This window comes from Haloarcula nitratireducens (assembly GCF_019599505.1).
The window spans coordinates 22,777-39,424 of sequence record NZ_RKLT01000009.1; the positions used below are offsets into that span (position 1 = coordinate 22,777).

The 16,648-nt window shown below is 49.5% G+C and carries 17 protein-coding genes and 1 pseudogene; 7 read left to right on the forward strand and 11 right to left on the reverse strand.

What is annotated here, in order from left to right:
- Window positions 1-19: 19 nt before the first annotated feature.
- From EGH23_RS17355 to EGH23_RS17380, 7 genes and pseudogenes are all read right to left on the reverse strand, one after another.
- Window positions 20-355, reverse strand: a complete 336-nt coding sequence (locus EGH23_RS17355; RefSeq protein WP_220581241.1) for a hypothetical protein — start codon at window positions 353-355, stop codon at window positions 20-22.
- Between the two features lie 555 nt (window positions 356-910).
- A complete protein-coding gene (locus EGH23_RS17360) occupies window positions 911-1,081 on the reverse strand; it encodes a hypothetical protein (protein WP_220581242.1) in 171 nt (56 codons plus the stop codon).
- Between the two features lie 405 nt (window positions 1,082-1,486).
- Complete coding sequence (locus EGH23_RS17365; protein ID WP_220581243.1) at window positions 1,487-1,774, reverse strand: hypothetical protein; 288 nt, start codon at window positions 1,772-1,774, stop codon at window positions 1,487-1,489.
- Between the two features lie 812 nt (window positions 1,775-2,586).
- Entirely contained in the window at window positions 2,587-3,270 is a 684-nt protein-coding gene (locus EGH23_RS26455) for a hypothetical protein (protein ID WP_236044911.1), read from the reverse strand.
- A gap of 414 nt (window positions 3,271-3,684) precedes the next feature.
- Window positions 3,685-3,906: pseudogene (locus EGH23_RS27235) on the reverse strand (DnaJ domain-containing protein); the annotation flags it as partial.
- Between the two features lie 90 nt (window positions 3,907-3,996).
- The gene (locus tag EGH23_RS17375) at window positions 3,997-4,725 is read right to left on the reverse strand and encodes a hypothetical protein (protein ID WP_220581245.1); all 729 of its coding nucleotides are present in this window, start codon (window positions 4,723-4,725) and stop codon (window positions 3,997-3,999) included.
- 580 nt (window positions 4,726-5,305) lie between these two features.
- Window positions 5,306-5,968: a helix-turn-helix domain-containing protein gene (locus tag EGH23_RS17380; protein WP_220581246.1), complete on the reverse strand. Its 663-nt coding sequence runs from the start codon at window positions 5,966-5,968 to the stop codon at window positions 5,306-5,308.
- A gap of 105 nt (window positions 5,969-6,073) precedes the next feature.
- Between EGH23_RS17380 and EGH23_RS17385 the strand changes: the two genes are divergently transcribed.
- On the forward strand, window positions 6,074-6,295 hold the full coding sequence (locus EGH23_RS17385; protein ID WP_220581247.1) for a YgaP family membrane protein: 222 nt from the start codon (window positions 6,074-6,076) through the stop codon (window positions 6,293-6,295).
- A 330-nt stretch (window positions 6,296-6,625) separates the two neighbouring features.
- On the opposite strand, the gene EGH23_RS17390 is transcribed toward EGH23_RS17385, so the two are convergent.
- Both EGH23_RS17390 and EGH23_RS17395 read right to left on the reverse strand, forming a co-directional pair.
- On the reverse strand, window positions 6,626-7,381 hold the full coding sequence (locus EGH23_RS17390) for a hypothetical protein (protein ID WP_220581248.1): 756 nt from the start codon (window positions 7,379-7,381) through the stop codon (window positions 6,626-6,628).
- Window positions 7,378-7,605 carry a hypothetical protein gene (locus EGH23_RS17395; protein WP_220581249.1) on the reverse strand — a complete coding sequence of 76 codons (228 nt, stop codon included), beginning with the start codon at window positions 7,603-7,605 and terminating at the stop codon, window positions 7,378-7,380. Before EGH23_RS17395 ends, EGH23_RS17390 begins: the two co-directional genes overlap by 4 nt.
- 289 nt (window positions 7,606-7,894) lie before the next feature.
- Between EGH23_RS17395 and EGH23_RS17400 the strand changes: the two genes are divergently transcribed.
- A complete protein-coding gene (locus EGH23_RS17400; RefSeq protein WP_220581250.1) occupies window positions 7,895-8,143 on the forward strand; it encodes a type IV toxin-antitoxin system AbiEi family antitoxin domain-containing protein in 249 nt (82 codons plus the stop codon).
- Window positions 8,144-8,317: 174 nt separating this feature from the next.
- On the opposite strand, the gene EGH23_RS17405 is transcribed toward EGH23_RS17400, so the two are convergent.
- Both EGH23_RS17405 and EGH23_RS17410 read right to left on the reverse strand, forming a co-directional pair.
- A complete protein-coding gene (locus tag EGH23_RS17405; RefSeq protein WP_220581251.1) occupies window positions 8,318-9,220 on the reverse strand; it encodes a GIY-YIG nuclease family protein in 903 nt (300 codons plus the stop codon).
- A gap of 333 nt (window positions 9,221-9,553) precedes the next feature.
- On the reverse strand, window positions 9,554-10,690 hold the full coding sequence (locus EGH23_RS17410) for a glycosyltransferase family 4 protein (protein WP_220581252.1): 1,137 nt from the start codon (window positions 10,688-10,690) through the stop codon (window positions 9,554-9,556).
- 144 nt (window positions 10,691-10,834) lie between these two features.
- Here EGH23_RS17410 and EGH23_RS17415 point away from each other — a divergent pair, with 144 nt between their 5' ends.
- From EGH23_RS17415 to EGH23_RS17435, 5 genes are all read left to right on the forward strand, one after another.
- A complete protein-coding gene (locus EGH23_RS17415; RefSeq protein ID WP_220581253.1) occupies window positions 10,835-12,091 on the forward strand; it encodes a sulfatase in 1,257 nt (418 codons plus the stop codon).
- Complete coding sequence (locus EGH23_RS17420; RefSeq protein ID WP_220581254.1) at window positions 12,091-13,173, forward strand: glycosyltransferase family 4 protein; 1,083 nt, start codon at window positions 12,091-12,093, stop codon at window positions 13,171-13,173. The genes EGH23_RS17415 and EGH23_RS17420 overlap by 1 nt, the downstream gene beginning before the upstream one ends.
- Before the next feature lie 280 nt (window positions 13,174-13,453).
- Entirely contained in the window at window positions 13,454-14,362 is a 909-nt protein-coding gene (locus EGH23_RS17425) for a sulfatase-like hydrolase/transferase (RefSeq protein ID WP_220581255.1), read from the forward strand.
- Between the two features lie 156 nt (window positions 14,363-14,518).
- Window positions 14,519-15,103 carry a glycosyltransferase family 2 protein gene (locus EGH23_RS17430; RefSeq protein ID WP_220581256.1) on the forward strand — a complete coding sequence of 195 codons (585 nt, stop codon included), beginning with the start codon at window positions 14,519-14,521 and terminating at the stop codon, window positions 15,101-15,103.
- A gap of 3 nt (window positions 15,104-15,106) precedes the next feature.
- Complete coding sequence (locus tag EGH23_RS17435; RefSeq protein ID WP_220581257.1) at window positions 15,107-16,564, forward strand: oligosaccharide flippase family protein; 1,458 nt, start codon at window positions 15,107-15,109, stop codon at window positions 16,562-16,564.
- The last annotated feature ends 84 nt before the right edge of the window (window positions 16,565-16,648 follow it).

Sequence of the window (16,648 nt, forward strand, 5' to 3'; positions counted from 1 at the left end):
TATGGGACAGCTGCCGGTGTTAGGGCATGACGGGCACGATCATGCCCGGGGCGAGGTTCTCGAAGAGGCCGACGAAGACGTTGTAACTGACTGAGAGGACGATCATGCCGGCGCCGCCCCACATCCCACGCCAGCCCCACTGGGCGCGGTCGGCGCTGCGTCCGGAGACAAACCAGACGGCGGTGCCGACGAGAAAGATGATGATTCCGAGTTGCCCGAGTGTGGTCGCGACGAACTGCTCGATCTCTGTGAGCGAGCTCGTGATCTCGCTCTGTTGGGCGGCGGCCACGCCGGTACTTGCAATCACCGCGGTCAACGCAACCAAAATCCGTGTGAGACCTTCACGCGGTCGCATACAAGTTGTACATCAGACTAGCGACAGTTAAAGTATTTGATTAACTCAATAACTTGTAATTTAGAGGATTAATACATCGGTTCTAACTGCTATTCTAGACAGAATAGTATATTCAAACTCCTGATTATTGGAACCTTAGTCTTGTACGTTGAGGAACACGGGTAGTGTCGCGGGACAGAGAACCTGTTTGTGACGTCTTCTATTGAGTCGCTGACACGAGTCGCGTCCCACTACATGAGTGTTACTTTGCTAGACATTTTGGTGAGGATATGATAACCAACACTGCTTTTGTCTGTTGGTTAGCGTCATTTGGATAGGGTTCGGTTCGGTGCTGCAGAGTGGGCTTGAGGGGATGCGGTGATTGGAACCCGATACAAAGCGGACGAACAGCATGACCACCCGTTCAAGTGTTTCAACTGAGTGGTTCCTTTATATTCATTTGCTCGGTCATCACACCCCGTCGTTCAAGTGAATACAAGCACATTCACTGAGAAGGCGAGCTCTACGATACTTCGAAAGGCGCAGTACGTGGGCGACATAGAGGCTCCAATCCGATTAGAAGTTGAGGACCGACTCGATATCTTCCTTGCTGGCAGTATTGCCCTCTTTGATATCGTCGATAGCGCGAAGAACCCTATGGGGAACAACGGGCCGACCATCTTGGCCGTCCACGTCCGTTGGTATGAGACCGATATCATGAACGGGGCTAGTGTCAGCCTCACTCATCGTATCTCGTAGCATGACGTGCTACAATATGGAAACTCACATGAGGACATCACCAGATGTGCTAACCAACATCTGCTGCTCAAACATCGCTATTGTTGGTTAGCCACTCGTCGCGGTCGTGCACTGCTAATACTTTGTAGTTCGAGTCACCGACTGCCACTTCCGGCGGCGGAGGACATCTTCTGCGGTCGCGGAGTTGTGAGCATCCTGCGGGCTGCCCAAGTGCCGGATGGGTGACAGCCCGGCGTGGACACCGGCCGCGCTCACACCACAGGATTCGACCCTTTGAATCCACTTTCACTGCCTTCCCACCTCGTGTGGGAACCGATCTCCTCATTATGGGTCGCTTCGATCTCGCCCTCTAGCAGGAGTGCGCCACGGGCCGTGACAGATCACGATCTGGAATCAGATAAAGAAGAAATACATTACGATACCGATCGCAACCAACGATCCAAGTCCCAAGAGGTACGGAATAACTGACCGGCTCTTGGATTTCGGATAACTGTCGGCCTGTAAACGACCTTCTATATCGAATAGTCGGTAGTCTTCATCTTCATATTCGTAATCGATCCCCGACGCGCTGATAGACCGTCGTTCGATTTCGGTTCGAAGCAGAACTTGTTCGTCCAGAACGTCAACGCCTCGCCAATCCTCGTCGGTCCGGATGAGGTTTCCGCCAGCCTCCGTAATCATACCTGGTGGAATTCCAATTGCGGAGTGACCGTTCACAGATTCTGTACTTTCGAATTCGAGCGTTCCGATATCCGCAGTGATCAGTTCTTGCTCACCAGTACAGGTTCCACAAGTTACTCTCGTTGTCCCTCTGCACTTGCTGCAGGTGACGATACCTCCACCCCCACAGTTGGTGCATCGGTGCTCGCCTTGGCCACTGCAGCTGTTACACATCACGTGCCCGGATCCAGTGCAGGTCCCACAAGTATGAGATGTCCCATCGGCTTGCCGTGACCCACTTCCATTACAGTCTGGACAGGTGATCCGTCCGTTCCCACCTTTGACTCCCCAGCCAGAGCAGTTGCTACAGCTTTCCATCCCGCTTCCAGTGCAGGTACCACAGCGGTGCTCACCATTCGTACAGTTCGTACACTCTATATCACCAATACCATCGCATGGCTCACAGGTATCGATACGTAGCGGTTCCGTGACGTAGTCGACAGTCGTATCTATACACTCCTCCCGAGCAGGCTCTAATCGTCGTTCGAACGGTACCCGCTCATCAGCTAGTTCGTCGTATTCGCTCGGCGGAACCTGAATGTTATCCCTCGTCTCAAGAACGTACTGTTCGCGACGAATCGTCTTCTCACACTCTTCAGATTGGACGTCTACTAACCGCGCTGAATCGGCGAAATCATTCGGACGCTTCCAGCTGTCTCCGAATTCCGCAAGAGAAGCTTCCCCGAACTGCATTGCTTCATCGGTCGATGTATTGGTTGATTGTTTGGCTTTAGTTGTCATGATTTTAGATACTGTTGGTGAGTTGTCCTGAGTCAATTCTTTAAGCGACGGTGCAACCAGTGCCATCCGCGGAGGCTTGTTGTCCAAGCAACGAGTCCGAAGGTGGGAAGACTGGCTAGTGCCAGAAGGCGGTCCCTGTCGAACCACCACCAGAGATAGGTTTCTTCATACGGGTTGGGGTAGCTAGCAAGGAGGCCGTCTAATCCAGCCCACACGAATGCAAGCGTAACGAGGGCGATAGTGACCGTCCACCCAAACAGGGCAGCAGTCCCCCGAAGCGATTCCCGGCTCCCGCCTGGCGGCGTCTCTCGGGTAATTCGGGCGACGCGATGTGCCCCCATGATGACGATACTGGCGAAAAGGACAGTCTCGATAGCGGGAGTCAAGTGAATCCCCGTGATATCAGTGTACCCAATCTCCAGTCCAGCGACAGCCGGTGTATCGAAGGCGTCGGCCAGGAACATTCCAGTTAGCGAGACTGGCAAGAGGAGTACAAATTCCGGGATACGAATTCTATTTCCGAGATGGTCGGTCCAGTCGGCAGAGAGGACAGCTCCAGAAGCCAGCCAGCCGATAGCGAGGGCTGCGCAGTAAAGTGCTGTTTCCATTACGATCACGACGAGATGAGATAGCTCATCGCCTACACCTGCGACCGTACCTATCAGTGCGACAGCACCGAAAATGAATCCGACAACGATGATAGCAATGATGAGCATCCCTGCCAGAAGCGCGAGTCCGATAGTACTCGTGAACTCAACTACGAGAGCTCGAAGTTCGACGCCAAGCCACGGCCCGATGTAACTCTCCGGTGGTTCGTATTCTTCTCGCTCGTAGGATTGTCGGTGATTGTACGCTTTTTGGGTATGGTCTGTTCGTGTAGATTCCCGGTTAGTTTTACTCTCTCGAGTTGCCTGTGCTGTCGCGTCTGTACGGGCCTGAGTGGTCTGGGTGGTCGTCTCGCCAGACCGTTGATCTCCACGACCGGACCTTGATCGCTTGTCCTGCGTCTGAGAGTCGATGTCCTGGGGCGTGAATTGCTCCGGCGGAATCGTTGCTCCAAACCGTTGCCAACTCTGGTAGACGGTTGGCGCTTGGTCACCGAACCGAGACAGGAGGGTGTCATAAGCTGATCTATTTGACGGAGACCCAAGACACTCTGATGCATCCATAATCCGCTGAAATCGGTGCCGTGCTTCCGGATGATCGCTAATATCGGGGTGGCTCATCTTCTTCCCCGCCCGGATTGCCGACTCAATCAGCTCGCTATCCGCTGTTCGTGGAACATTGAGTCTAGCATAGAACTCATCCACCTCAGGCGACGGAGCGAACTCATCGCTTTCTCGGCCCCTCATCAGCTGGCAGTCCTCTCAGTCCCAGGCGTGGGACAGCTGTTGTGGACTTCGCTGATCCTGATGTTCGAAAGTCTCCAGCCCATATCACTGTCAGCCGTCCATTCGGTGGTTGTCAAGCCGGGTGAAGAATTCGAGTCGTTCGGCTTCGTCCTCTCGTTCGTAGATGCCAGGTGACGAATCGATTACGGAGTCGACCAGGGGACCGAATATAGTTTTCACTTCAAGAAGGTCCTCAGTGCTCACCTGGGTCATTGACACGTCTATCAAGAACGGTGCCATGATCAGGTCTGTCGGATATTCGATTTCGACAGCGTCCTCCAGTATGAAGATCGCCATAGAATGGTCTGGATCATCTTCGAGTGGACATACGTAGGCCACTCCAGGATGGCTAATGAGTTCGTCCAAATACGAGGTCAAGACCGTATCTAGATCTGCCAGCATCTGGTCTAGACGTTCCTCGGGTCCAAAGAGGGGCTCGTCTAACATCTCTAGGTTTCGAGCGAGCGAATCTCCTTCGGCAGTAAGATTGACCACCAGAGATTGGTACTTCGAACCTAAATCCAGGCCTTCGTCAATATCGCTGATATATTCAGACTCTTTCAGTCTCTCGATGAGTTCTTGTTTCCCGTTGATCAGTGTATATACTGAAATGAAGCCATCGCCTGGCTGATCGGCCGGCACATAGTATGCCGTGACGAACGCATCCTCTAAGGTTTTAGCTGCGAGTAGTGTAGCCCGTAGGTTGGATTGTCGTTCGACTTCCTTTCGTTTCTCGTTGATTCCATTGACCTTGTCCTTCATCCCGTCGAATAGGCCCATAGCTTCTATCTTACAATTTCATATATAAATTTTCCTAGTGAAATATCAATAGCGATAGACGAGGTGATTTGACTTGATCGAACCGTCTCTGTAAGAGACAAAGGCTAGTGTTTTACTGCACCTTAGAACAGGTAAAAGCCAGACTGAGAAAGTGTAGACCTGACTGTTCCTATCAAGATATTCATCAAAATTCTCGATAGCGGGAAGTTCACTTGTTGTTCCTAACCAACGTCGTAGCGGCTCTCGTTGGTTAGCTCCTCGTCATTGTCGAGCACCTCAACAATTGGTAGTCCGGGTTACCGATTGGCACTGTCGTCGTCGGGGGAACATCTTGTGCGGGTGCGGAGGCGTGCGCATCCCGCGGGGGCGCCCGAGTGCCGGATGGGTGAAAGCCCGGCACGGCTTCGCCGCGCCCGGACCACAGTGAGCGACGCGAACGTCCTCGTTCCGGCGAGGGAGGGCGGCCCCAAGGGTTCCTCCGAACATGACTACGGGAGACGAACAGCGCATCACTCCGGGGCTTGTAGTATACTGCGTTTAGTTTTCACGGGCGTGTGGACTTCAGCGGCTGGTGGTCGACCTACGCAGTAACCCGCTCGATCAACGAGGTGATAATCCGTGATTCGGCTTTGCGGAGGTGCTCGGCTGCAGTCGCCGTGGCACACTCCAGGTCGGTTGCGAGCTGCTCGAGCGTGACGGTCCGTGGGATCTCGTAGTAGCCACGAGCGACTGCCACTTCGAGTGCTTCTCGCTGTCGAGTCGGGAGCGACGCGATGATACTCTCTGTTGCGACTCGGGAGCCACCGACCTCCTCGATTGTTACTGTCACCGCATCGGGGAGTGCGTCCATGGCCGCTTGCATGTCGGACTGGGCGCCGACGAGCGTGAGTGTCACCGTCTCATCTTCATTCAAGACGATTGGCGGGATAGTCAGCAAGGTCCCTTGCGTGAACACCTCGAATAGCGACCGCGACGCCGCAGTCGCCTCCCCTCGCAGGTAACAGTAGCAGTTACGGTCGGACAACGGGAGAATCTCGTAACCCTCGACGTACGAACTCGCCGCGAGTATCGGCTCCAAGTGGTCGTACGATCCGTAGATTCGGAGCAGGAACGTCGTCGGTTGGTCAGCGACATTCCAATTGATAATCTGTGTCTCGTCGATCTCGTCGCTACTCGTGAGGTGCTGGTGCATCGGTCGGGCGCCGAGCGTGGTCGGATCGATCGTGAGACGGACACGTTCCATTGTGGCAGCGGTCGTTCGTACTCGGTTGGTTCGTTCCGGTTCGGTATAAACCCGCCAGAGAAATCCGGCCGTCGTGACTTCTCCCTGCGGCCGTTTCAGCTAGGTATGCGACACAACCTTGACACAGTCGATCGCATCATTCGCGGCGTCGTCGGTATCTGGCTCATCATGGTTGCGTTCACAGCGCTTCGTGTTCGCCGGCGAACGACGGCTGCGATTGTGGGGATCGCTGGTATCGGACTGCTTCAGAACACGGTTACAGGATTCTGTGGCTTCAATGGTCTTCTCGGCCTCGACTCAACTGAAGAGCGGTGCGACGACTGTTGATATTGATAGGGAGATACTATATGATCGCCCGAATATGGTTGATTCATATGGTCGTAAGGCGTTCAGTTCCAGCTAACAGGTGTTGTTAGCCAGAACAGGTCGAAGAGTGGTAGCGAACCGCCGCTCCGCGCCGGTATTCGCCGCTCCGCTCGAGATAGCCGCACCGCTACTGCGATGAACAAGACAACTGCACGCCAAAGTCAGCTCAACCGAACTTGTCTCAGGGTGGTGGGAGTCTTGTTACTCGGCCGTTGTGTGGCCTGCTCTCGGCCGGTGGGTAACACCGCACACCCCCGTGTGCGCTAACAACAGGTGTTAGCCCAGATTCGTTCATCGTTGGGCCTCCGCGGCACTGATGATCGCCTGTGGATGCCAGATTGTCACTCTGTGAGCACCGTCGTTGGTCTTGTCCTGTCGCACGCGGCGCGGTGAGTCTCCCGCGAGGGCGACGAGTTTCTCGAAGATGCGCTTGAGCTGGCTACTGGCGAACTGTTCGTTGGCATGGGCTTCGAGATACGGACACAGTGTCGTCGACGTGAGTACGACGCGTGTGCCGTTGCCATCCGAGACGTACTGGCCCCACTCCTCGAGATGGGTCAGGACTTGCTGGACACGGCGATGGACTGGGTAGGGATCGGCCACGACCGCTCGTGGCCCCTCGCGAACGAGCGTCACGAGTTTGTCGTCGTCGGCGATTGCGTCGTCGTCGATCTCGGTGCCAATCGTGTCCGCGAGATGGGTGACACGTTGCTGGGTTCGGGCGTCGGCCCGGGAGCGGGTCTTCTGTTCGTCCCGGAGATCGTCGCGGACATCCTCGATCTCGTCTTCGACCGTCGACTTGAGTGAGCTGATCGCTTGCGTGCGCGTGATCTGTTCGTCTTTGAGGGCTGTCTCGCGCTGGTGGCGCTCGGCGGCGAGTTTGGACTCGAAGCGGTCCATGACTTCGGCTGTGATCGCGTCGGTGTCTTGGTCGACTTGTTGTTGGAGGTCGTCGACGCGGTCCTCGAGGCTGTTGACCCGAGCCACGAGGAATTGGATCACGTCCTCGTCGGCGTCGCGGTCGGGCTGGACTCCGTCAGTGCTCATGGGTCGCTACTGTGTTGGGTCGGAGTGGCTGGTGGATGAGTCTGGTCGGTGGCCGTGGGCGTGATATCAAGGCCGGTGACGGTCTCCACGCCAGTCTGTCGCCACGCACAGCCAGTCCAGACCTCTTCGATGCGGTGTAGCTGGTCGTCGTAGGGTTCGAAGCGGAGACGTCGTTGTGCGCCTCGTGTCGGCTGCCACGTGATGGTGGTGCTCTCAGACCGCATTGGTGGCCTCCGTCGGTTGTTCGTTGTTGGTCACACACCGAGAGTCGATGCTATTTTTCGGGAGTCGCGTATAGTCGTACATGCTTCCGATTCCGTTGGAAGCACGGTCGGACGTGCTGGACCACGTCCCGGCCATTTGTGGACCGGTGTCCCGTGCCTCTACGTTCATCTCCAGCACCCGGCCACTTAGTGGTTTGCAATACAAAGTGCATCTCATAGTGCATCCCAATTTATATTACAAATGGCCATGTACTATACGCTACCAATGGTATTGCATCGACAGCAATCGATGCCAAACGAGAACTACGAGCCCACAGCGAAAGACGAGCAAGTTCTCGATGCGCTCAAAGCGGGTCGGGACGCAGGACAGCCGTGGGGGCGAGCGAATCCGAAATGGCTAGTGGAGCAAACCGATCTTGATAAGGGAAATATCGAGTTCTGTCTGCGGAATCTCCGCAACGCAGGGTGGGTCAAGCGTGTCGCTCGGGGGTTGTATGAGTTCGTTGAGGATCCCCGGACGTGTGAGGGTGGTGACTGAGTGGTACAATAGTAGTTCGCCATCGCTTTGGTCAACACAGTAAGCAAAGTCCCACACTGGCTACTAATCTAATTGGCATCTACCACGAGTGGCCTGCTGGAGAGAGGTTTATATTCACCGTAGAGGTTGGATAGATTCGAAAGTGCTTATTCACCTCGGTCAAGAGGCGACTCACTACATTTCGTCAGAATACGCGAATAACCCCTCCATTTCTGTTAGCTCTCTTGCCAGAGCTCCTTCCATCGATGCGGCTTGGGGTCGTGAGCCACAGCTCCGCACTTTGACCAAGCTTTGAGGAGAGAGTGTGTTCGTGAAATTCACTCCACTTTCGTCGGTCCCACTCAGATGTTCCCGAACACGCTTACCAATGTCATTCGTCGAACCGACATAGTATACACGTTTGCTCTGGTTCAACGCGTTGGTAGCCTGTTCCTTCGGTTCGAACTCTGAGAGTGGGGCCCCTGCCTTGATTTTCGTCTGGACGGCTCTACGGCGATCCCAAATCTTTGGAGGTTCATCTTCGATTGACGGCGTGCAGTCTAGTACATATACAAAATAGGGGGAATCAGCAGTGGCGAACTGAGTCTCAACCTGCTGGATCCCAGAAGTGGATTCCAGATCAGTAATGATCTCGAAGGGTGAGTGGGGCGTCGCAGACCGACTTGGGGGATTATCAACGAATGCAGTCATGTTCAATGGAAGAGTTGTCGGTGTATGAGCCCCCATTCCGTAGTCAACGCCTTCATGAAAGGCATCTATTGCAGTGATACATTCGGCAAAATCTTGCTTTTTTAGTGTCTCCACCGGGGCGTATAGCGGGCGCCCGACTTGTTCATGGAGTAGTCTCTTTAGTGCGATAGCTCTCGTTGCAACACGAGACGTATCCTCGGAATAGCCCTCACTCTTTCGTGCGTATTCGACAGGTCTTGTTCCCGGTCTGAGCTCGGTGAACATCGCTGTTGTGAGTGGATTGACGCTGGTAGTCCGCTCACCAAGCTTCTCCGCCAAGATTCCGATTAGTTGATCTTTTTTGTACTCGTCCTGAAGTCGGTTAATTTCCTCACGAAAATCAGGCATAGTGGACACGATTTCTATCCCCGGTAACATGAGTATGTGTCCTCTAGTTGACTGGTGTAGGATATTCGAATCTATGATTGATATTAGATATTTAACTGTTGACATTCAGTTTATTAGAAAAACCGCTTTCTCTATTCCGAATGGTTTCTGAAACCCATCACTGTCTGCGATGAGGTTGGCATCTCGCTCTGTAACTCGCCTCTTGTCTTGTCAGCCAATTAGTGGAAACAGTGGGGTGTGCTACTAATATCAGTCACTTGACCCGCAAGGAAACATTCTTTTTCAAGCTCAGGAATCCTCGACCAAGCAAACGATTCAATTTCTAGAAATTGCTCACCAAGAGCCGTCGATGGCACGTTGATACGCAGTCTCGGCTTGATCTGCAACCGCATCCCAATCGTATTGCTGTGCCCGTTGCGTAGGACTCGAAGATGGACGGTCGCCATGGAGTGCGGCCTCGAGTGTCTCTGCTAGTGAGTCAACCGTTGGATCGGCGAGAAAGCCTGCATCACCGATGACTTCATCAGCAGCGGATTCCGGGTGGTCGGCTGCGATAACAGTGCAATCGGCAGCCATCGCTTCCGCGAACGTGATGCCGAATCCCTCGCGCGTGCTCGGTGATGCGAAGACGTCCGCGGCATGCATCTGGGCGAGGACATCTTCGTACTCCTCAAGGAATCCCAAGAACGAGATCTGCGGGGCACTATCCAGATTGCGTGCCTGTTGTTCGAGCGCTGCTCGCTTTGGACCATCACCCACGATGCCGAGTGTCGTCTCTGGTGGCGCAACTCTATCGAATGCCTCAAGGAGAAGATCGACTCGCTTATCTTCGATCAACCGCCCCGCGAATAGCACGTCAAATCCATCGTCGGCTGGTGTAGTCTCTTGGATTCCCGTGTAGTCAATTCCATTGGGGACCGTTTGAATCTGAGAGCTGTCGGGCCCGATTTCCGTAAGCCGGTTCGCGGTCACGCCTGACACTGCGATTGGATACTGTGGAATCCGTGCTGTGACACGCTCGACGAGCTTGCCAAATGGAGCAAGATTTCCGAGATAATCGTCCCAATACGTACGCCAGACTTCGTGCCAAGTCGTTACAACTGGCGTCGCTGCACTGAGTGTCGAGAGTTTGGCGGCGAGGACGGGGAAGTACGGAAAGACACTGGCAACAACGACATCGTGTTCATCACGACGGCGCTGTAATGGGATGACGACATCCTTCGCGAACTCCAAGGCCTCTGTAATTGAACGCTCCCCATCTGCGCCAGTGTAGAGCTCGCGCTCTGGACTCACCGCGCGTAGCGTCATCCCTTCATGGGTGATTTCTTTGGGACCGTCCCAGAAGTGCCGACCATAGATGGTAACGTCGTGGCCATCGTCGGCGAGACGAGTGCCGATCTCGTGAATGCGCTTTTCAGCCCCGCCGGTGTTGAACGGGTAAACGACATTGGAGACGAAGGCCACGCGCATTATCGGATACACTGCGAGTAAGGGATAATTTCTTTTCGATGTGCCGACAGTGCATCAGTTACACGAATCCGTGATGCGGTTTGCGGTCTTCGAATGGTATCGGTCACGTAACACCTATATCATACCATGTTTTGAATCAAGACAATGAGCGAAGATTGGGAGAACGTGATTCTGCTGTCTGCGGATGCGCTTCGCGCAGACCATCTCTCCTGTTATGGCTATCACCGCGAGACGTCGCCCGTACTGGACGAACTCGCTGAGGAGAGTATTCGGTTCACGAACGCGTACAGTGCGAGTTCGCATACCCGCGAAGCGGTGCCCGCACTATTAACGGGGAAATACCCGGATGTCGCTATCGACTCGAAGTATCACCTTGCTTCGGACACTATCGCAACAACACTCTCCGAAGAAGGATTCGCTACTGCGGGCTTTCACTCGAATCCCTTCGTCTCTCGAGCATACGGGTTCGACCAGGGCTTCGATGTCTTCGACGACGATCTTCATCTCGGCCAACACAAGCTAATCGCACTCGCCCAGCGGGCGCTCGACAAGTTTCGGAATCGCCATTATGCACGGGCTGAGGAAATCAACGAGCGCTCGCTGAAGTGGCTCGACTCTCTAGATGACGAGGAGCCGTTCTTCCTTTGGAACCACTATATGGACACGCACGGGCCGTACGAGCCTCCCGGTGACTATGCGACACTGTACGCTGATCAGGGTTTGTCGGGGCGGGATGCACAATCACTGTACCAGCGTGCTATCGATGATCCCGAGTCGATTACAGACGATGAACGGCAGCTGTTGATCGATCTGTACGATGCTGAAATTCGATACAATGATGAGTATATTGGTGAATTATTCGATGAGCTTCGTGAGCGGGACCTGCTTGAGAGGTCTCTACTGATTGTGACGGCTGATCACGGCGACGCATTTGGAGAACACGGCTATTATGAACATCCACGGTATCTACATGATGAAATTACAAAGGTACCTCTATTTGTTCGGCCGCCAAGTGGAGTCTCAAGGACCGTGAACACACCCGCCAGTACTTTGGATGTCGTCTCAACTATTAAGTCATATATTGGTCATGATGTCGAATTTTCGCTGCTCGCCCCTTCTAAAGACAACAGATCTGTGTTCTCACAAGCTCGCGGAGAAGATGCTAACAGTCACCTACGCCGGTACGCTCTTCGAAAACGAGACAGAGTGTGCTTTTGTGAACACGATATCGATACTCAGGAAATCCGATTCACCGAGACAACAAAAAAGCCACTTCGTTCTGAGTTGAAAGCCCACGTCGAACAGCGAATAGGTATTAAAAACGAGAATGAACCTGCGGCAGATAGCGAGGTAGACGAAGAAATTGAACGTCGTTTAAATGCATTGGGGTACAAGGACTAATGCACATTGGAATTAATGCAAGGACCTTTTTAACAGATGAACCGGGGGGTGCTGTTCAGACCGCTATAAAAATAGCAAAACGACTTGCAGAACGTGACGATGTTGAGGTTACATTGTATGGAAGCAAAAATCTAAAAAATGCGTGGCCCAATAATGTCTCTATTCGTGGATTTGGATACCCCAATAAAATAAACTTCTTCGGCGTAATTTGGGAACGCTCTGTTCTTCCAGCTTTAGCTTCGCGCGATGATATTGACATATTACTTTGCCCAAACGGAAATGCACCTATGACACCGGTTAATTGTCCTATCATTACATATATTCACGATATAAATGCGCAAAAAGGAATGTCTAGTGGAGTCCATCAAATTTACCGTCGACTTTTGGTTCCACAAGGGGTTAAAGTATCTAATAAAATCATAACAGTATCAGAATTTTCAAAGAGGGAGATTCAGAAACATCTTCCGGTTCATTCATCAGATATTCATGCCATATATAATGGCGTAGATGATTATTATTTAAATAATAAGGAGGGCGTAGAATACGAGTTACCTGAAGAATATATCTTATATGTAGGCTCTATGAATCCGAGGAAAAATATATCTAATCTAATTAAAAGCTTTAATATATTTAAAGACAAGATAGATAGTAATTATAAATTAGTACTCATTGGCCCAGGAAATAAATATATATTCAAAAAAATAGATATGGTGGAAGACGGCTCTGATATTATCACACCTGGTTTTGTATCCCAACCAGAGCTAAAATATATATACAAGAACGCAAGTCTATTTGCGTATATCTCAAAATATGAAGGGTTTGGGTTACCCCCTTTAGAAGCTATGGCGTGCGGTACCCCGGTAGTAGCATCAGAAAGTACTTCACTGCCAGAAGTACTAAATGGAGCTGCCGCATTTGTTGACCCTGAAGAAGAAGTCGAAATTGCAGATAAATTCCTCGAGGTTGTGTCAAATAAAGATGTGAGGAATAAACTACAAAGAGATGGACTACAACATGTGCAGTCCTATACATGGGAAAGCACTATTGATAAATTATTGGCTATATTTGAAGATGTCAAGTAATTGCTGGAATAGTACTACGTACCTATTGATTAAGATCCTAGCTTATCTAACTCTATAGCGATTTGTTGCCAAGATGGGTTTGCTGGTAATTGCTATAGTTAGAAGATATCAACGCTTAGTTATTCTGTTAGCAAATTAATCAGAGCCACGCGTTTTGTGGTACTAGTGAGATCGGCTACCGTCCCTTCCGGTACTCTGAAAAATTAGCAGATATTCGTCTCATCATATCTGACTCAGTGTAAACATAAAATATATCATAGAGCCCATTATTACTGTAGTTATGATAGAATATCTAAGGGATATATACGATTTTGCACAGTCAAATCCAAGAAAAATTCCTACAGCTGTTAAGCACGAAGTTAATTACTATGGAAGATGTATAAATCAAGAGTACTACAAAAAAGCTGGGAAGAGAAAAGGATTTGATTTAGTTGAAAAAGATTGGGATACTGCAATAATTCTTGACGCATGTAGGTATGATTTCTTTAAAAACAGAAATCGATTACTTCAAGGATCACTTAAAAAAGAGATTTCACCAGGATCTGAAAGTCGTGAATTTATTCAGCGTTCTTTCGTTGGACGAGATCTACATGATACTGTCTACGTAACAGCAAATCCATATACGAAGCTAGTAGAGCCTGATACATTCCACAAGATATTTCTTGACGAAGCATGGGATGAACAAGGAGATCAGGCTCCTGCTGACCGAGTAACGAACGTGGCAATGGATGCTCACAAAAAGTATCCCGAGAAGCGTATCATTGTACATTATATGCAACCACATCTTCCTATTATTCCCTCTGAGCAAAATAGTATCAATGATTCACTAAAGGGTGTTAGAGAGGGATACTGGCCTACTGGAACTACGACAATGACAGAAGTAAGAAAGGCATATGCAGCAAATCTCGAATATGTGTTAGAATATATTGAAGAACTAATAGAAACTGTGGATGGGAAAATTGTTGTGACTGCTGATCACGGTGAACTCCTTGGCGAAAGACAGTCACCGATCCCGGTTCGTGGTACTGACCATTTCCCTAATTTATACGTTCCTGAGCTGATTGAAGTACCGTGGTTGACAATTCGTGAAGAAAAACGCAGAAAGATAACTGAAGAACCACCTGAAGATGAATTCACTGTGGACGAAGAAGCAACCCAAGACCGTCTTAAAGCTCTGGGCTATATTTAAATATACGATCTAAATTTTAAGAACTATGTATTTCATTAGTGGTATATACTCTTATGCATATTTAAAGAGATTGAGCGGATCCACACTTTGCCTACGAAAACGTCTCGAAACAAAACTATTAATAAGTATTTGACTTTAAGAAATACGCGAGAAAGAATGACTAGATTGAATGAGGAATTCGAAGTCGTTATTCCAAGTATTAAAGAGAATATTCTAACAACAGATTCTATTCCAGAAAATATTCCGGTCCATATTATTGGAGAGGGAACTATAAATGAAGCGAGAAATATTGGTGTAAGTAAATCAAATGCTGAAACTATCGTTATCTTAGATGATGACTTATCCTTCGACAAGTCCACTCTATATGATATAGTTGATATGGTTGATGAGAATACATTAGTTGGTATGGCAGAAGATACAGTAGGACTAATACTTGGAAGATCTATGGTATTTAAGAAATCTCTATGGCGAGATATTGGTGGATTTGATGAGAGGCTTATGTCGCATAATGGTGATACTGATTTTGCCATTCGATCAAAAAAGAATAATTATGAGATTAAGCGGTTTCCACAATCTTGGTTTTATCATGAAGAGCATTCTCGATCTGTAACTACCTTTGATAGGGCATGGCGACTCGCATATCTATGTATTAAACATCCTAACTGGGCGCCACATCTTATCGATTCTTTTTTGCTAAAGCCTCATTTTCCTTGGATTCGAATGTGGTCCTCTAGGAATTAGTCTATGACTGATCAAGATATCTCAGAAAAGTTTAATATTTTCTACCAAGTTCTTTCAGGCACTGGTGCTAAAATAGTCCTCGCTCTTGTTGGATTTATCGGGAGTATTTATTTCGCTCGGGTACTTGGACCAGTACTGTTCGGAGGTGTTTCACTTATTTATGCCTTAGCTGAATGGGCGTCTCATCCGATGTATGGAGTAGGCGCTGCCACAAAAAAACGTGTATCGGAGTCAGATAAAAAGCGGGGTGTACTTTTCGGCCTTTTAATTATCTCTGGAGCTATTTGGACGTTCATTATTGGAGTATTAGCAGTTGGTCTTGAGGTTTGGATCGTCTCTCTTACTTCTTTAACAGCGGCTCCTGAATACTTGATAGGTATAACAGCTACGACTGGTATGTTCACGGTCTTAGGAAGGCTAGTAGAGGGAAGAGGAAAAATTAGTGCTTATTTATGGACAAATGCAGCGAGAAAGACTGTTGCAGTATTGTTCCAAGCGGTATTACTGTATATCGGATTTGGTACAGATGGGTGGGCAGCAGGTATAGTATTTACATCGGCAATATCTCTTTTAATATTGTCTCTTTATGTAGAATCTGAACCAAGAATACCGAATAAAAATGATATACTAAATGTGTGGGAATTTGCTAAATATAGCTTAATAACGTCAACCTTGTACGCTGGATATAGTCGACTAGATCTATTCTTATTGGGTAGTATAATAAGTACTTCCGTAGCTGGGTACTACCAGGTAGCATGGCAAATTACTATGTTTGGGATTTTCGTTCCGACTGTTATCGGCAATTCGTTAATGCCAAAAATTAGTGCTTTAGCAAATAAGGGTCAGTGGAATGAATTACTTACAGAGGTCCGATCTGGAACCTCGTTTGCTAGTATAATTACGATTCCCGTGCTCTTTGGGGCCCTTGCAGTAGGGAATCCACTAATCACTATAATCTATGGAAGCGAATATACGCCAGCGACAAATTTACTTGTTGCAGTGGCTTTGGTGCGCGTAATTGACTCTCAATCGGATTCAATAATTGCGGCGATTAGTGGTCTTGATCGGCCTGATATTACGCTTTTGATTACCTTAGCAGGAATAATCACTAATATTCTTATAGGATTGCCTGCATTATATTTGATAGGACCCGTTGGTTTAGTTATTATTTCTGCACTTTCTGAAACTGTGAGATGGTTTGGTGGTGTGATATTCCTACGGAAGAAATTTAAGGGATTTAATCCAGTGGGTAAAATTCATGCAATTCAGATCGTGTCGGGATCGATAATGTTTATATTAGTAAAGTTAGTTACCGATATCATCGTTATCGATACGATTTATGAACTTTTTGCTACTATCATCTTTGGAGGCTCAATATATACACTCTTAATAATTGGACTAAGTGAACAAACCAGAATCTTGGTTTATAGGTATATACCGAGTTCTAAAGTCACTGAGTAAACCGTATTACTTTACTACCTTAAGCACATACGCCGCAACAAGCGTGGATTTGATAACTAGTTACGATGTTTTGGTTCTTCATAC

Coding starts and splice junctions, on each gene's coding strand:
- EGH23_RS17355 (WP_220581241.1), bottom strand. CDS start 355: ATGCGACCGCGTGAAGGTCTCACACGGATTTTGGTTGCGTTGACCGCG.
- EGH23_RS17360 (WP_220581242.1), bottom strand. CDS start 1,081: ATGAGTGAGGCTGACACTAGCCCCGTTCATGATATCGGTCTCATACCA.
- EGH23_RS17365 (WP_220581243.1), bottom strand. CDS start 1,774: ATGATTACGGAGGCTGGCGGAAACCTCATCCGGACCGACGAGGATTGG.
- EGH23_RS26455 (WP_236044911.1), bottom strand. CDS start 3,270: ATGCTCATCATTGCTATCATCGTTGTCGGATTCATTTTCGGTGCTGTC.
- EGH23_RS17375 (WP_220581245.1), bottom strand. CDS start 4,725: ATGGGCCTATTCGACGGGATGAAGGACAAGGTCAATGGAATCAACGAG.
- EGH23_RS17380 (WP_220581246.1), bottom strand. CDS start 5,968: ATGGAACGTGTCCGTCTCACGATCGATCCGACCACGCTCGGCGCCCGA.
- EGH23_RS17385 (WP_220581247.1), top strand. CDS start 6,074: ATGCGACACAACCTTGACACAGTCGATCGCATCATTCGCGGCGTCGTC.
- EGH23_RS17390 (WP_220581248.1), bottom strand. CDS start 7,381: ATGAGCACTGACGGAGTCCAGCCCGACCGCGACGCCGACGAGGACGTG.
- EGH23_RS17395 (WP_220581249.1), bottom strand. CDS start 7,605: ATGCGGTCTGAGAGCACCACCATCACGTGGCAGCCGACACGAGGCGCA.
- EGH23_RS17400 (WP_220581250.1), top strand. CDS start 7,895: ATGCCAAACGAGAACTACGAGCCCACAGCGAAAGACGAGCAAGTTCTC.
- EGH23_RS17405 (WP_220581251.1), bottom strand. CDS start 9,220: ATGCCTGATTTTCGTGAGGAAATTAACCGACTTCAGGACGAGTACAAA.
- EGH23_RS17410 (WP_220581252.1), bottom strand. CDS start 10,690: ATGCGCGTGGCCTTCGTCTCCAATGTCGTTTACCCGTTCAACACCGGC.
- EGH23_RS17415 (WP_220581253.1), top strand. CDS start 10,835: ATGAGCGAAGATTGGGAGAACGTGATTCTGCTGTCTGCGGATGCGCTT.
- EGH23_RS17420 (WP_220581254.1), top strand. CDS start 12,091: ATGCACATTGGAATTAATGCAAGGACCTTTTTAACAGATGAACCGGGG.
- EGH23_RS17425 (WP_220581255.1), top strand. CDS start 13,454: ATGATAGAATATCTAAGGGATATATACGATTTTGCACAGTCAAATCCA.
- EGH23_RS17430 (WP_220581256.1), top strand. CDS start 14,519: ATGACTAGATTGAATGAGGAATTCGAAGTCGTTATTCCAAGTATTAAA.
- EGH23_RS17435 (WP_220581257.1), top strand. CDS start 15,107: ATGACTGATCAAGATATCTCAGAAAAGTTTAATATTTTCTACCAAGTT.